The sequence below is a fragment of the Micromonospora sp. WMMB235 genome (genome assembly GCF_001855515.1).
In the GTDB taxonomy this organism is placed as follows: domain Bacteria; phylum Actinomycetota; class Actinomycetes; order Mycobacteriales; family Micromonosporaceae; genus Micromonospora; species Micromonospora aurantiaca.
Window position 1 is genome coordinate 5,860,863 of the sequence record NZ_MDRX01000001.1, and the last position, 13,980, is coordinate 5,874,842.

16 protein-coding genes and 1 riboswitch are annotated in these 13,980 nt (G+C 73.6%); of the genes, 6 read left to right on the top strand and 10 right to left on the bottom strand.

What is annotated here, in order from left to right; all coding sequences use genetic code 11:
- Nucleotides 1-54: 54 nt before the first annotated feature.
- Nucleotides 55-279, top strand: a complete 225-nt coding sequence (locus BFV98_RS26105; RefSeq protein ID WP_013287959.1) for a hypothetical protein — start codon at nt 55-57, stop codon at nt 277-279.
- 27 nt (nt 280-306) lie between these two features.
- Here BFV98_RS26105 and gndA read toward each other — a convergent pair whose 3' ends face one another.
- Nucleotides 307-1,749, bottom strand: coding sequence for an NADP-dependent phosphogluconate dehydrogenase (gene gndA / locus BFV98_RS26110; RefSeq protein ID WP_013287958.1), 1,443 nt, complete (start codon nt 1,747-1,749; stop codon nt 307-309).
- 367 nt (nt 1,750-2,116) lie between these two features.
- Between gndA and BFV98_RS26115 the strand changes: the two genes are divergently transcribed.
- Complete coding sequence (locus BFV98_RS26115) at nt 2,117-2,413, top strand: hypothetical protein (protein ID WP_071098071.1); 297 nt, start codon at nt 2,117-2,119, stop codon at nt 2,411-2,413.
- Nucleotides 2,414-2,653: 240 nt separating this feature from the next.
- Here the strand turns inward: BFV98_RS26115 and BFV98_RS26120 are convergent, their stop codons facing one another.
- From BFV98_RS26120 to BFV98_RS26130, 3 genes are all read right to left on the bottom strand, one after another.
- Entirely contained in the window at nt 2,654-3,454 is an 801-nt protein-coding gene (locus BFV98_RS26120) for an energy-coupling factor transporter transmembrane protein EcfT (protein ID WP_030274655.1), read from the bottom strand.
- Entirely contained in the window at nt 3,451-4,884 is a 1,434-nt protein-coding gene (locus BFV98_RS26125; RefSeq protein ID WP_071098073.1) for an ABC transporter ATP-binding protein, read from the bottom strand. The genes BFV98_RS26120 and BFV98_RS26125 overlap by 4 nt, the downstream gene beginning before the upstream one ends.
- Nucleotides 4,885-4,980: 96 nt before the next feature.
- The gene (locus BFV98_RS26130) at nt 4,981-5,571 is read right to left on the bottom strand and encodes an ECF transporter S component (protein ID WP_013287954.1); all 591 of its coding nucleotides are present in this window, start codon (nt 5,569-5,571) and stop codon (nt 4,981-4,983) included.
- Nucleotides 5,572-5,646: 75 nt separating this feature from the next.
- A riboswitch (TPP riboswitch) is annotated at nt 5,647-5,753 on the bottom strand.
- 76 nt (nt 5,754-5,829) lie between these two features.
- On the opposite strand from BFV98_RS26130, the gene BFV98_RS26135 reads away from it, so the two are divergent.
- The 4 genes from BFV98_RS26135 to BFV98_RS26150 all read left to right on the top strand — a co-directional run bounded on the left by BFV98_RS26135 (nt 5,830) and on the right by BFV98_RS26150 (nt 10,086).
- Complete coding sequence (locus BFV98_RS26135) at nt 5,830-6,666, top strand: alpha/beta fold hydrolase (protein WP_176921729.1); 837 nt, start codon at nt 5,830-5,832, stop codon at nt 6,664-6,666.
- On the top strand, nt 6,663-7,412 hold the full coding sequence (locus tag BFV98_RS26140; RefSeq protein WP_013287952.1) for a sugar isomerase domain-containing protein: 750 nt from the start codon (nt 6,663-6,665) through the stop codon (nt 7,410-7,412). The genes BFV98_RS26135 and BFV98_RS26140 overlap by 4 nt, the downstream gene beginning before the upstream one ends.
- 91 nt (nt 7,413-7,503) lie before the next feature.
- Nucleotides 7,504-8,004, top strand: coding sequence for a DUF6328 family protein (locus BFV98_RS26145; RefSeq protein WP_013287951.1), 501 nt, complete (start codon nt 7,504-7,506; stop codon nt 8,002-8,004).
- A gap of 108 nt (nt 8,005-8,112) precedes the next feature.
- On the top strand, nt 8,113-10,086 hold the full coding sequence (locus tag BFV98_RS26150) for an acyl-CoA dehydrogenase family protein (RefSeq protein ID WP_071098076.1): 1,974 nt from the start codon (nt 8,113-8,115) through the stop codon (nt 10,084-10,086).
- Nucleotides 10,087-10,143: 57 nt separating this feature from the next.
- Here BFV98_RS26150 and BFV98_RS32370 read toward each other — a convergent pair whose 3' ends face one another.
- Genes BFV98_RS32370 through BFV98_RS26175 form a run of 6 tightly spaced genes read right to left on the bottom strand, consistent with a single transcriptional unit; the run spans nt 10,144 to nt 13,910 of the window.
- Complete coding sequence (locus BFV98_RS32370; protein WP_013287949.1) at nt 10,144-10,311, bottom strand: hypothetical protein; 168 nt, start codon at nt 10,309-10,311, stop codon at nt 10,144-10,146.
- Nucleotides 10,312-10,320: 9 nt separating this feature from the next.
- Nucleotides 10,321-10,926, bottom strand: coding sequence for a hypothetical protein (locus BFV98_RS26155; protein WP_013287948.1), 606 nt, complete (start codon nt 10,924-10,926; stop codon nt 10,321-10,323).
- 52 nt (nt 10,927-10,978) lie between these two features.
- Nucleotides 10,979-11,281 (bottom strand): metalloregulator ArsR/SmtB family transcription factor, encoded by a 303-nt coding sequence (locus tag BFV98_RS26160; RefSeq protein ID WP_013287947.1) that lies wholly within the window; start codon nt 11,279-11,281, stop codon nt 10,979-10,981.
- A gap of 43 nt (nt 11,282-11,324) precedes the next feature.
- Nucleotides 11,325-12,200, bottom strand: coding sequence for a metal ABC transporter permease (locus tag BFV98_RS26165; protein ID WP_013287946.1), 876 nt, complete (start codon nt 12,198-12,200; stop codon nt 11,325-11,327).
- A 1-nt stretch (nt 12,201) separates the two neighbouring features.
- A complete protein-coding gene (locus BFV98_RS26170) occupies nt 12,202-12,966 on the bottom strand; it encodes a metal ABC transporter ATP-binding protein (RefSeq protein WP_071098078.1) in 765 nt (254 codons plus the stop codon).
- A complete protein-coding gene (locus tag BFV98_RS26175; protein WP_071098080.1) occupies nt 12,963-13,910 on the bottom strand; it encodes a metal ABC transporter substrate-binding protein in 948 nt (315 codons plus the stop codon). The genes BFV98_RS26170 and BFV98_RS26175 overlap by 4 nt, the downstream gene beginning before the upstream one ends.
- Nucleotides 13,911-13,980: the final 70 nt, after the last annotated feature.

The window sequence follows — 13,980 nt, forward strand, 5'->3', positions numbered from 1 at the left end:
CTACGATCGGCGCAGGGCGCGCCGCCGGGTGCGCGCCCGCCACGGGGGTGGAGGATGCGCGATCTCCGGTACGAGATGACTGCTGCCCTGGCCGCCGCCGACCTGGTGGAGCCGGCCCGCCGGGACGCGGTGGCCGCACTGTGCGCCGACGTCGCCCAGCGGTGGTGCGCCGACCTCGGGCACACCCCGGCGGTCCGCTCCGGTGAGATCGGCGAACTGGCGTCGGGTGAGCCGGCCGCCGGCTGGGCGCCCGACCCGGACGGTCAGCGGGCCTGGTGAACCGTCCGGCGGGGCTGTCTGCGCGGCTCACGCCTCCACTTCGGAGCGGTCGCCCGCCCAGAGGGTGTGAAACGAGCCGGCCCGGTCCACCCGGTGGTAGGTGTGCGCGCCGAAGTCGTCCCGCAGGCCCTGGATCAGCGCGGCCGGCAGCCGCTGCGCCCGCAGCGCGTCGAAGTAGGCCAGCGACGACCCGAAGGCCGGGGCCGGCACGCCCGCCCGGGCCGCGTCGGCCACCACCCGTCGCCAGGCCGGTACGCCGTCGCTGACCCGCTCGGCGAACCACGGCGCGACGAGCAACGTCGACAGGTCCGGCTCCGCGTCGTACGCCTCCCGGATCCGGTCCAGGAAACCGGCCCGGATGATGCAGCCGCCCCGCCAGATGGTGGCCGTGCCGCCCAGGTCGATGTCCCAGTCGTACTCCCGGCTGCCGGCCCGGATGTGGTCGAACCCTTGCGCGTACGCGACGATCTTGCTGGCGAGCAGTGCGCGGCGCACGTCCTCGACGAACGCGTCCCGGTCGTCCACCTGCCACTTCTCACCCGCGTCGGCGAACACCCGGCGGGCTGCCTCGCGCTGGTCGGCGTGCCCGGACAGCGACCGCGCGAATGTGGCCTCGGCGATGCCGGTGATCGGGATGCCGAGGTCGAGCGCGCTCTGCACGGTCCAGCGGCCGGTGCCCTTCTGCTCGGCCTGGTCGAGCACGATGTCCACGAACGCCTGGCCGGTGGCCGCGTCGGTGTGGCCGAGCACGTCGGCGGTGATCTCGATGAGGAACGACCCCAGCTCGCCGCCGTTCCACTCCCGGAAGATCTCCGCGATCTCCGCCGGGCTCGCCGACAGACCGGCCCGCAACAGGTCGTACGCCTCGGCGATGAGCTGCATGTCGGCGTACTCGATGCCGTTGTGGACCATCTTCACGAAGTGGCCCGCGCCGTCCGGCCCGATGTGCCGGCAGCAGGGCTCACCATCCACCTGCGCGGCGATCTTCTCGAAGATCGGCCCGAGCTTGCGGTACGACTCGGCCGACCCGCCGGGCATGATGCTCGGACCGAGCAGCGCGCCCTCCTCGCCGCCGGACACTCCGGTGCCGACGAAGTGCAGCCCGTGCGCGCGCAGCGCCTCCTCCCGGCGGCGGGTGTCGGCGAAGTGCGCGTTGCCGCAGTCGACGACGATGTCGCCCTCCTCCAGCAGCGGGACCAGTTCGTCGATCACCGCGTCGGTGGGCGCGCCGGCCTTCACCATCACGATCACCGCGCGGGGCCGCTCCAGCGAGCCGACGAAGTCCGCGAGCGACTCCGACGGCACGAACGTGCCCTCGTCGCCGTGCTCGGCGACCAGGCTGCGGGTACGTTCCGGCGACCGGTTGTGCACCGCCACGGCGAAGCCGTTGCGGGCCAGGTTCCGGGCCAGGTTGCGGCCCATCACCGCCAGACCGGTGACCCCGATCTGCGCCGTCGCCTGCTCTGCCATGCGTACCGCCACCTCTCGTTCGTGCTGCCGTTCTGCGACCGTATCGCGGTCGCCGGGGGAGCGGGCGGGGACGTCGACAGGGCGTGATCGCCGGGTGGCTGTGCGTCTCGCGCGGGCGCGTTCGCGTTCTCTCCCGGTAAATCGGGTGCGGGGTCTCCGGGCGGCGGGATAGCGTTGCCGCATGCGTAAGTGACGCCCCACCTCCGAGCCCGGTCCACCGCCGCCAGTGCCGTGGACCCGTCCTGCTCCGGGCGTCCGCATTCCTTCCCCGCCACCGTCGGTCGCGGTGTCTGTCGTGATCGGAACGCACCGGAGCCCCCGCTCGGCGCGTCCCGGTCGGCGCGCCCGCACGACAGGAGGCCCGCGAATGCCCGCGAAGCGCAATCCGAAGAAGTCCCGCAAGCAGTCGTCGCCGCAGGTGACCCCGCCGAAGCTCGACGCGCTCACGGTGACGCCACCCGCGGTGGTGCTCCCCACGGAGCCGGTGGCGTCCGCCGCGTCCCCGGACACGGTGCCGCCCTCGGAGTCCCTGGAGACCCCGGTCCTGCCGGGCGCATCCGCGACGCCGCCCCGGTCCGGCCCACCGGCAGGGCGGCAGGCCCGGTTCACCGGGCGTAGTCAGCGCGCCGGCCAGACCCGGTTCTACGCCTTCCGCCGCAGCTGACCGACAGCCCTTTCCCGGTCAGCCGCTCACCGGGCAGGCCCCTCATCGGGGGCCTGCCCGGGCGTCCCCCCGGAGATCTTGGACGATTCCGGCCCCTAGAGGCGCCATCCCGTACCAAGATCTACCCCAGCCCCGTCGATCATGAAGTTGGCGGCGACAAAACGGGCAACCGGTGCCGTCAACTTCATGATCAACGGGGCGAGGGTGGGCGGGGTGAGGGCGGGCGGGGCGGGCCCGGGGTCAGCCGATCAAGGGGCGGAAGGTGCCCAGGGCGATGCTTGTGGCCAGGGCACCGCCGGCCAGCAGCGCGGCGCCCGCCACGAGCAGGGCGTCGGCGCGGGTGAAGCGCTGCGGGCGGGCCACGGTGCGCGGCGTACCCGCGTCGAAGCCCCGGGCGTCCATCGCCACGGCCAGCCGGGTACCGCGCCGGATCGCGCCCACCAGCAGCGTGAACGCGGTGGACGCGAACAGCCGCAGCTTCGCCACCGGGTTGCGGCCGGCGTCCACGCCGCGGGCCCGGCGGGCCATGCTGATCATCCGCCACTCCTGTTCCAGCAGCGGCACCATCCGGAACGCGGCGAGCGCCCCGATGGCGAACCGGGCGGGCGTCTTCGCGTTCTGGATCAACGCGTCGGCCAGGTCCGTCGGGTCGGTGGTGGCGAACACGACGATGCCGGGCAGCGCCACGGCGAGCATCCGCAGCACCAGGCCCAGCGCGGTGACGAGGACGCCCTCGGTGACCAGGACCGGGCCGGCCTCGACCAGCACCCGGCCGGAGCGGTCGGCCGCGAAGAGCACCAGCGTGATCAGGATGCCGGCGGCACCGGCGAGCAGCGGCCAGGCCCGGCGGGCCAGCACCCGGTAGCGGACCCCGAACAGCGGCAGCACCGCGAGTTCGACGGCGATGGCGATGGCCGGTGCGACCGGGTCGAGCGTCGCCACCAGGATCAGCGTGAAGACCACAGCGGCGGCCAGCTTCGCCACCGGGTTGCGCCGGGCCAGCGGGGCGCCGGGTGCGGCGACCGGTTCGAGGCCGATCACGTGGCCACCCCGGCGGGGGAGCGGTGCAGGGTGAGCGTCGTGTCGGCCAGCGCGGCGACGAAGTCCTCGTCGTGGGTCACCGCGACCACGCCGTGCCCGGCGTCGCGCAGCTCGGCGAGCAGGTCGACCAGCTCCAGCCAGGTCCGCCGGTCCTGGCCGAACGTGGGCTCGTCGCAGATCAGCAGGCGGGGCGCGGTGGCCAGGGCCGTCGCCACACTCAGCCGCCGCGCCTCCCCACCCGAGAGGGTGTACGGGTTGGCGCCGGCCAGCCGGTCCAGCCGCAACCGGTGCAGCAGCTCGTCGACGGTGGCGGTCACCGCCGACTCGGGCCGGCCGGTGCGGCGCGGGCCGAGCGCCAGCTCGTCGCGGACCGTGGCGGTGACGAACTGGTGTTCCGGGTCCTGGAACACCGAACCGATCCGGCGTACCAGCGCGGGTGCCCGCCAGCGGTGCGGGGGAGTACGCGCGTCCCGCCCGGCGAGTGCCGCCGACGCGGTGACGGCGCCCGTGCCGGGCTTCAGCAGGCCGCCCAGGAGCAGCGCCAGTGTGGACTTGCCGGCGCCGTTGGGGCCGAGGACGGCGAGCGCCTCGCCGGCGCGTACCCGGAGATCGGTGGGGTCTAGCCGGGGCGACAGGCCGAGCCGCTCCGCGGTGAGCAGCACGTCGCCGGGCGGCGTGGTGGCGTGCCGGGGTGGCGCGACGTGGCCGGGTACCCAGACCCCGGCGGCGGCCAGCGCGTCGCCGTGCGCGGCGAAGACCGCCTCGGGCGGCCCGTCGGCGCGCACCCCGCCGCCGGGTTCCAGCACCACGACGCGGTCGACCAGCGGCAGTGCCTCGGTGACCCGGTGCTCGACCAGGACCATCGTGGTGTCCGGGTCGAGCGCGTTCGCGACGGCCCGGCGGATCAGGGTGGCACCGGCCGGGTCGAGGTTGGCGGTGGGCTCGTCGAGCAGCAGCAGCCCGGGACGCAGCGCGAGCGTGCCGGCCAGCGCCAGCCGCTGCTGCTCGCCGCCGCTGAGCGCTGCGGTGGGGCGGTCCCTGTCGTACGGGAAACCGACCCGGTGCAGCGCCTCGTCGACGCGGGGCCAGATCTCCCCGGCGGGTACGCCACGGTTCTCCAGCCCGAACGCCACGTCGTCGCCGGAGCGGGCCATCACGAGCTGGGTCTCCGGGTCCTGGAAGACGATGCCGACGCGCTCGCGGGCCTTGCGCGGGTCCAGCCCGTCGATCTCGACGGTGCCCTCCTGCTCGCCGGAGTCCTCCGGCAGCAGCCCGGCCAGCGCGGCCAGCAGCGTGCTCTTACCGGCGCCGGAGGGTCCGAGCAGCAGCACCCGCTCGCCGCTCTCCACGCGCAGATCCACCCCGCGCAGAGCCCAGCGTTTCCGTCCCCCGTGCCGCCACCCGAACCCCCGCAGCACCACCCCGCTCACCGCCCACCCACCCCCTCTTCTCCGTCGATCATGAGGTTGACGGCGATGACGGGTGCCGAAACGGCCGCCAACTTCATGATCGACACGATGGAGGCGTCAGACCAGGGCTCGGTCGCGGCCGGCGGGGAAGCGGTCCAGGACGCCGGTGTTCGCCAGCGCGCGGGTGAGGACGTGCGCGCCGAAACCGGCGACGATCGTGGCGCTGACGATCGTGATCAGCGCGTACGGGAGGCGGTAGGAGGCGAAGTCGAACGCCTTGTTCCAGTAGACGAAGTCGAAGATCGCCGCGCCGAGGCCGGTCAGCGCGCCGGCCAGCACCGCCACCGGCAGTCGGAACGAGCGGTACCGGAACGCGGCGAAGGCCAGCTCGGCGCCGATGCCCTGCATCAGGCCCTGGAGGATCACGATGCTCGCCCACTGGCTGCCCAGCAGGGCGGAGATGATCGCGGCCACCGTCTCGCAGTACAGCGCGGCGCCCGGCTTGCGGATGATCAGGCCGGCGAGCACCGCCGGGATCAGCCACACGCCGTAGAGCACGGCCTGCGCCGGCGGGAAGAACGCGAACGCCGCGTCGGTGGCGCTCCAGAGCAGGCCCCAGGCCCAGAAGACGACGCCGAAGGCGACGGCGATGACCGAGGCGACGACGATGTCGACGGTACGCCAGCGGTTGCTGTCGGTGTGGTTCACGGTTGGCTCCCAGTTCGTCGAGGTGAACCAGGAGAAGACGCACGCCGCGCCCGGTGGTCACCGGACGGCGACGCGGCTGGAGGTCGACCGAACTCCCTGCGCTGGCATTACCCAGATCAGGTTCGAGGGTCTGCGGGCACCGGCCCGCACTCTCAGCGCTGTGCGCTCCCCTGTCGGATGTGAAGTTGTCTCGTCGCAGACGCTAGCACCGACCACAGGCCCCGGCCCAGCAGGGCGAGTGTCGGTATGGTGGCGATCATGCTGGTGGATGCGCGGGGACTGACGTTCGAGGTACGCGCCGGCGGCCCCGAGGACGGTGACCCGGTCCTGTTGCTGCACGGCTTCCCGCAGCACTCCGGTGAGTGGGACGCGGTCACGCCCGCGCTGCACGCCGCCGGGCTGCGCACGTACGCGCTCGACCAGCGCGGCTACTCACCCGGCGCGCGTCCGGCCGACGTCGGGGCGTACCGGATTCCGGAGCTGGTGGCCGACGCGGCTGCGGTGCTGGACGCACTCGGGGTGACCGGCGCCCACGTGGTCGGCCACGACTGGGGCGCGATCGTGGCGTGGGGGCTGGCGGCGGCGCACCCGGAGCGGGTGCGGACGCTGACCGCGGTGTCGGTGCCGCACCCGGCCGCGATGGGCCACGCGCTCGCCACCGACCCGCGGCAGAAGGTCAAGTCCGCCTACATCGCGTTGTTCCGCAAGCCCGGTACGGCGGAGAAGGTGCTGCTGGCGTGGAACGGCGCCACGCTGCGCAAGCTGCTGAGCGGAGTGGGCGACGCCGACGTGGTGGCCCGGTACGCCGAGCCGATGCGCGAGCCGGGCGCGTTGACGGCGGCGCTGAACTGGTACCGCGCGATGACCGGTGCGGACATGAAGGCGGTCGCCCCGGTCGGGGTGCCGACCACGTTCGTGTGGAGCGACAAGGACGTGGCGATCGGCCGGACGGCCGCGCAGGCGTGCGCCGCGCACGTCACCGGTGACTACCGGTTCGTGACGCTGCCCGGCGTCAGCCACTGGATCCCGGACGAGGCGCCCGGCCCGCTGGCCGAGGCGATCCTCGCCCGGTGCGCGGGAACGGAGGAGGCATGACGGTGAGCGCCGAGGCGTACCTGGCGGTGGTGACCGAGACGATCGGCCGGGTCGCCGCCGAGCAGCGGCAGAACGTGGCCGACGCGGCCGACCTGATCGCGGCGGCGCTGCGCGCCGACGGTGTGGTGCACGCGTTCGGCACCGGGCACTCCGAGGCGCTGGCCATGGAGATCGCCGGCCGGGCCGGCGGGCTGGTGCCCACCAACCGGATCGCGCTGCGTGACCTGGTGCTGATCGGCGGCGACCCGGCCGACGTGCTCGGCCCGAAGCTGGAACGCGACCCGGCCGTGGCGCACCGCCTCTACGAGCTGGCGCCGATCCGGCCGCAGGACGTGTTCGTGCTGGCCTCGAACTCGGGCGTGAACGGGGCGATGGTCGAGTTCGCGTCCATCGTGAAGGAACGCGGGCACGGCCTGGTGGCGATCACGTCGGCACAGCACTCGGCGCGGATGACCTCGCGGCACCCGTCCGGCCGCAAGCTGGCCGACTTCGCCGACGTGGTGCTGGACAACGGCGCCCCGTACGGCGACGCCACGCTGCCGCTGCCGGGCGGCGGCGCGGTCGGCGCGGTCTCCTCGATCACCGCGGCGCTGCTCGCCCAGCAGATCGTTGCCGAGGTGGTGGCCCGGCTGGTCGCGGCGGGGCAGCGCCCGCCGGTCTACCTGTCCGCGAACATCACCGGCGGCGACGAGCACAACGCCGAACTGGAGGCACGGTACGCGGGCCGGATCCGCCGCGGTTCCTGAACCGGTTTCGTGATCATCCGTACGGGGCACAGGCGGTCCTGCCGGTGGGCGTTCACCCGCCGGCCGTGCCGTCTCCCGGGGAGGTCCGCGAGTGTCCAAGGAATCCGAGAAGCAGCGCTGGCAGCGCAACTTCGCCGATCTGTTGCAGGAGCTGCGGGTCGCGCAGACCGGCGTGCAGATCCTCTTCGCCTTCCTGCTGACGCTGCCGTTCAGCAACGGGTTCGGCCGGACCACGGAGTTCCAGCGCGACGTCTACATCGTGGCGCTGCTGACCGCCGCCGCGTCCGCCGCGATGATCATTTCTCCGGTCGCGTTCCACCGGGCGCTGTTCCGGCAGGGGCGTAAGCCGGAGCTGGTCCGGTTCGCCCACCGGATGGCCACCGGCGGCCTGTTCTTCATGCTGATCGCGATGGTCAGCTCGGTCCTGCTGGTCACCGACTTCGTGCTGGACCGGCCGATCGCGTTCCTGCTCAGCGCGCTCACCGGCCTCTGGTTCCTGATCTTCTGGGCCATCCTGCCGTTCAGCCGGCGCAACTGGGGTGAGGACGACATCGACGACGAGGACGACAACCCGCAGACGCTCACCGACTGACCGTCCGCCAAATCGGACGTGCACGCAGCGCTACCCCTGGGTAACACCCGGGGGTAGCGTCGTTTTCGTCGAACGCGTCGACGCAGCCGGACCGACGAGGAGGCAGCCGTGACCACGACACAGAACAGCCGGCCCGAGTCACCAGACGGCGCGGGGCCGCTGCCCGCCGAGGCGGGCCAGGTCTCCGAGAAGGAGGCCCGGCAGGTCGCCGAGGCCGCCCGCGAGTCGGCCTGGGACCGGCCCAGCTTCGGCAAGGAACTGTTCCTCGGCCGCTTCCGGCTCGACCTGATCGACCCGTGGCCCCGCCCCGATCCGGCCGAGGTGGCCCGCGCCGACGAGTTCCTCGGCTCGCTGCGCGCGTACCTGACGTCCGAGGTGGACGGCGAGGCGATCGAGCGGGACGCGCGCATCCCCGACGAGGTGTTCCACGGCCTGGCCGGGCTCGGCACGTTCGGCATGAAGATCGACCGTAAGTACGGCGGGCTGGGGCTGAGCAACCTGCACTACTGCCGGGCGCTGATGCTCGTCGGCTCGGTGAACCCGGCGGTCAGCGCGCTGCTCTCCGCGCACCAGTCGATCGGCGTGCCGCAGCCGCTGAAGATGTTCGGCACGCCCGAGCAGAAGGAACGGTTCCTGCCCCGGCTCGCCGCCGGTGAGGTCTCCGCGTTCCTGCTCACCGAGCCGGACGTCGGCTCCGACCCGGCCCGGCTCGCCACCACCGCCGAGCCGACCGCCGACGGCACCGGCTACCGGCTCAACGGGGTGAAGCTCTGGGCCACGAACGGCACGCTCGCCACGCTGCTGGTGGTGATGGCCCGGGTGCCGGCCGGTGCGGGGCGGCGCGGCGGCATCACCGCGTTCGTGGTGGAGGGCGACAGCGACGGCATCACCGTGGAGCGGCGCAACTCCTTCGTCGGGTTGCGCGGCCTGGAGAACAGCCTCACCCGGTTCCACGACGTGTTCGTGCCGAAGGAGAACGTGATCGGCGGTGAGGGCAAGGGCCTCAAGATCGCGCTGACCACGTTGAACACCGGCCGGCTCTCGCTGCCTGCCATGTGCGTCGGCGCCGGGAAGTGGGCGCTCAACGTGGCCCGCGAGTGGGCGGCGGACCGGGTCCAGTGGGGCCGCCCGGTGGGCGAGCACGAGGCGGTGGCGAAGAAGCTGGCCTTCATCGCCGCCACCACGTACGGCATGGAGTCCATGCTCGACCTGTCCTGCATGCTCGCCGACGACGACCGCAACGACATCCGGATCGAGGCGGCGCTGGTCAAGCTCTACGCCAGCGAGATGGCCTGGCGGATCGCCGACGAGCTGATCCAGATCCGCGGTGGCCGCGGCTACGAGACGGCCGACTCGCTCGCCGCCCGGGGGGAACGGCCGGCCGCCGTCGAGCAGCTCCTGCGCGACCTGCGGATCAACCGGATCTTCGAGGGCTCCACCGAGATCATGCACCTGCTGATCGCCCGCGAGGCGGTCGACGCGCACCTGTCCGTCGCGGGCGACATCATCGACCCCGACGCCGGGCTGGGCCGCAAGGCGAAGGCGGGCGCGCGGGCCGGCGCCTTCTACGCGAGGTGGCTGCCCACGCTCGCCGTCGGCAAGGGGCAGACGCCCGGGGCGTACCAGGAGTTCGGGCCGCTGGCCGGGCACCTGCGCCACGTCGAGCGGACGTCCCGCAAGCTGGCCCGGTCGACGTTCTACGCGATGTCGCGGTGGCAGGGGAAGATGGAGCGCAAGCAGGCGTTCCTCGGCCGGGTGGTCGACATCGGCGCGGAGCTGTTCGCGATGAGCGCGGTCTGCGTCCGGGCCTACGCCGAGCGGGACGCGCACCCGGAGAACGTCGAGCTGGCCGACCTGTTCTGCCGGCAGGCGCGGCTGCGCGTCGACGAGCTGTTCACCGGCCTGTGGTCGAACACCGACTCGGTCGACGTGGCCGCCGCCAAGCGGATCGTCGCCGGCCGGTACGCCTCGGTGGAGGAGGATGTCGTCACCCCGCCCGCCGACCTGCCATGGGTGGCCCGCTGGGAGCCGGGGCCGTCCACCGAGCAGGACGTACGCCGTCGCATCCCGCCCGCCGGCTGACCGGACCACCAGGCGGCCGTGCCGCCCGGACGGCCGCCGAGCGCGGCCGCCGGGCGGTCAGCGCGCGATCGCCCAGGCCAGGATGCCGGCCAGGATCAGGCCGTTGAGGCCGGCCAGCACCAGGTACGCCGACGGCGGGATCTTGCGGCCCTTGCGGACGAAACTCACCAGCACGCCGGCGTACCCCAGCAGCAGCACGGCGACGACGATCAGGAAGTACAGCACCGGCACACCTTACCGGCCGCCGCGCAGCCCCAGTTCGCGCAGCTCCAGCGCGGCGAGCGCGTCGACAGTCGCGTCGTCGCCGCGCCGCCACGCCTCGGCGACGTCGGGCGCGATCCGGGTCAGCTTCGACAGCGGCTGACCGGCCAGCGCGCGCAGCGCCAGCAGGTCCCGGCCGGCCGGGACACCCGCCAGTGCCTTCGCCGCGCCGGCCCGGCGCATCCAGCGCAGGCGCAGCGGCAGCCAGCCGAACAGCACCAGGCCGAGCGGGAACACCAGCACCGCGACGGTCAGCCCGAGCGCGAGCTGCCCGACCAGCTCCTGCTGGTCGCGGCCCGCCTCGGCGACCGAGCGGGCGGCGTCGGCGGCCCGGGTGAACGGCGCGGTCAGCTCGTCGCCGACGATCGGCACCCGGCCGACCTTGCCGCCGGCGTCGGCCAGGTTGTCGGCGAGTCCGCCGCCGGCCCCCTCCAGCTTCTGCCCCGGTACGGCGAGCTTCTCGACCACGTCGTGCAGCCACAGCGCGAAGCGGATCGCCGCGTACACCCAGACGACCACGAGCAGGTCGGTGAGGAACTGGCGGACGGCGGTGGGAAAACGGTCGGCGTAGATCTTCACGCCGGACAGCGTCCCACGGCGCGGGCGCGTCGGCACGTGGCCGATTTCCCGCTCAGTGCGACCCTTCACCGGCGTGACTGACCGCGTCCGCCACGATGTGCGCGACGTGGTCGTCGACCAGCGCGTACGCGATCTCCCGGCCGCGCCGCGACCCGCGCACCACCCCGGCGCCCCGCAGCACCCGCAGGTGCTGGGAGACCAGCGGCTGCGGCGCGCCGAGCTTCTCGACCAGCTCGTGCACGCAGCGTTCGCCCTCGGCCAGCTCGCTGACGATCGCGAGCCGGATCGGGGCCGAGAGCGCGCGCAGCAGGTCACCCGCACCCTCGAAGGCGTCGTACCCGTTCGTGCCGGTCACCCTGTAACGGTAACCAATCCCAGCTGCGCCGGCGGGCAGGGCCTCACCGCAGCAGCACCTCGTGCTCGACCGGCTCGGGCGGCGGCGTGGCCCGGTCGGCCCGCACCCGCCGCCGCAGCGCCCGCACACCGGCCGCCGCCAGCGCGACCAGCAGGAACGAGCCGATCGCCACGAGCACCACCGACGCGCCGGGCGCGGTGTCGGCGGTGGCGGCCACCCAGACCCCGGTGCCAGCCGCGAACAGGCCCAGCGCCATGGCCGCCGTCATGGTCGAGCGGAAGCCCCGGGTCACCTGCTGCGCGGTCGCCACCGGCACCACCATCAGCGCGCTGATCAGCAGCACCCCGACCGCCCGCATGGCGATGGTCACCGTGACCGCGGTGCCGACCGCGATGAGCAGGTTCAGCGCCCGTACCGGCAGGCCGGACACCCGGGCGTACTCCTCGTCGTGGCAGACCGCGAACAGCGCCGGGCGCAGCACCAGCATGGTCACCAGCAGCACCACGCCGAGCACCCCGATGGTGATCAGGTCGGTGCGGGAGGTGGTGGTCAGCGACCCGAACAGGTACGCGTTGAGCGACCCGCTGCTGGCGTCGGACAGCCCGACCAGCATCACGCCACCGGCGATGCCGCCGTAGAACAGCAACGCCAGCGCCAGGTCGCCGGAGGTGCGCCCGTACGCGCGGACCAGCTCGATCACGACCGCGCCGAGCGTCGCGGCGATCACCGCCACCAGCACGGGGGAGCGGTTGAGCAGCAGTCCCGCACCGACGCCGGTGAGCGCCACGTGCCCGAGCCCGTCGCCGATCAACGCCAGCCGGCGCTGCACCAGGTAGATGCCGAGCGCCGGGGCGGCCAGCCCGATGATCAGCGCGCCGACCAGGGCGCGGAGCATGAAGTCGTACTGGAAGAGATCCATCTCAGATGCCTGTCCAGAGCCGGGCGGGCTCCTCGTCGCAGTGCGGGTGCACGTGCTCGTGGTCCGGGTCGGCGTGGTGGCCGGCCGGTTCGGGCACCGCGCCGTCGTGGGCGATCCCGCCCTGGTGCACCACCACGGCCCGGCTGATCAGCGGGCGCAGCGGGCCCAGCTCGTGCGCGACGAGCAGGACCGTGCCGCCGCCGTCGCGGAACGCGCGCAGCGCCCCGGCGAACGCCTCCTGGCTCGCAGCGTCCACCCCGGCGGTCGGCTCGTCCAGCACCAGCAGCTCCGGCCCGCCGGCCAGCGCGCGGGCGATCAGGGTGCGCTGCTGCTGGCCGCCGGAGAGCGTGGACACCGGGTCACCGGCCCGGTCGGCGAGCTCGACCGCGTCCAGTGCCGCCGCCACCGCCTCCCGGTCCGCCCGCCCGGCCGGACGCAGCACGCCCCGGCGGGCCAGCCGCCCGGACGCCACCACCTCGCGCACGGTGGCTGGTACTCCGCTGCCCGCGCCGAGCCGCTGCGGCACGTACCCGATGCGGTGCCACTGCCGGAAGCGGCGCTGCGGCGTGCCGAACAGGGCGACCGACCCGGCGCCGACCGGCACCAGGCCGAGCGCGGCGCGCACGAGCGTCGACTTGCCGGAGCCGTTGGCGCCGAGCACGGCGACCACCTCGCCGGCGGTCACTGTCAACGAGACGTCCCGCAGCACCGGGCGGCCGTCGTAGCCGACGGTGGCGTGCGCGATCTCGATCACGGGTGAGGTCATGAACAGTCCAGAGCGGTTCGCAGGGTCTGCAGGTTGGTGCGCATCGCGGAGAGGTAGTCGCCGTCGGCGGGCGGGCCCTCCAGCGGGTCCAGGACGGCCGTCTTCGCCCCGACCTCACGCGCGATCGTCTCGGCGACCTTCGGGCTGACCAGGGTCTCGAAGAAGATCGTGCCGGCCTGGTGCTCCCGGGCCTCCTCGGCGACCTCGGCGAGGCGCTTCGGGGACGGCTCGGACTCCGGGGTGAGCCCGCTGATGCCGATCTGTTCCAGCTGGTAGCGCTCGGTCAGGTAGCCGAACGCGGTGTGGCTGGTGACGATCTCCCGGCGCTGGCAGGTGCGCAGGCCGTCGGCGTACTCGGTGTCCAGCGTCGTCAGCTCGGTGCGCAGCGCGCCGGCGCGGGCGGTGTAGTCGGCGGCGTGGTCCGGGTCGGCCTTGCCGAGGCGCTCGGCGAGCTTGTCGCCGATGGTGGCCAGCCGGGTCGGGTCGAGCCAGACGTGCGGGTCCTTGCCGCCGCCCTCCTCGGCGTGCCCGGCCTCGCCCTCGTGATCGTGGTCGTGGCCACCGGCGGCCGCGTCCCGCAGCGGCGTCACGCCCGCCACGTCGAACGCGCGGTCGCCGCCGTTCTGCTCCACCGCCTCGTCCACCGCCGGCTGGAAGCCGCTGAGGTAGACGACCACGTCGGCGTCGACGACCTGGCCGACCTGCCGCGGGTTGAGTTCCAGGTCGTGCGGCTCGGCGCCGGGCTTGGTCAGGTTGCTGACCGCGACCGTGTCGCCGCCGATCCGCTCGGCCAGGAACTGGAGCGGGTAGAACGCGGCCACCACGTCGACCCTGCCCGGCGCGCTCGCGCCGCCTGTGCCGTCCGCGCAGGCGGTCAGGCCGGCGGCGGCGAGCAGGGCGGTGGCTGCGGTGGTCAGGATACGGCGAGGTGCACGAACGGTCATGGGCTCAACTGTCCGCGACAACGAAAACTATTGTCAAAAACGCATGATTGCATGTCAGCGCAGGTCAGCT

Bases quoted from the DNA above. Each gene is read 5' to 3' on its own strand.
- BFV98_RS26140 (WP_013287952.1), top strand. From the start codon at position 6,663: ATGACGGTGAGCGCCGAGGCGTACCTGGCGGTGGTGACCGAGACGATC.
- BFV98_RS26170 (WP_071098078.1), bottom strand. From the start codon at position 12,966: ATGACCTCACCCGTGATCGAGATCGCGCACGCCACCGTCGGCTACGAC.
- BFV98_RS26165 (WP_013287946.1), bottom strand. From the start codon at position 12,200: ATGGATCTCTTCCAGTACGACTTCATGCTCCGCGCCCTGGTCGGCGCG.
- BFV98_RS26115 (WP_071098071.1), top strand. From the start codon at position 2,117: ATGCCCGCGAAGCGCAATCCGAAGAAGTCCCGCAAGCAGTCGTCGCCG.
- BFV98_RS26135 (WP_176921729.1), top strand. From the start codon at position 5,830: ATGCTGGTGGATGCGCGGGGACTGACGTTCGAGGTACGCGCCGGCGGC.
- BFV98_RS26175 (WP_071098080.1), bottom strand. From the start codon at position 13,910: ATGACCGTTCGTGCACCTCGCCGTATCCTGACCACCGCAGCCACCGCC.
- gndA (WP_013287958.1), bottom strand. From the start codon at position 1,749: ATGGCAGAGCAGGCGACGGCGCAGATCGGGGTCACCGGTCTGGCGGTG.
- BFV98_RS26105 (WP_013287959.1), top strand. From the start codon at position 55: ATGCGCGATCTCCGGTACGAGATGACTGCTGCCCTGGCCGCCGCCGAC.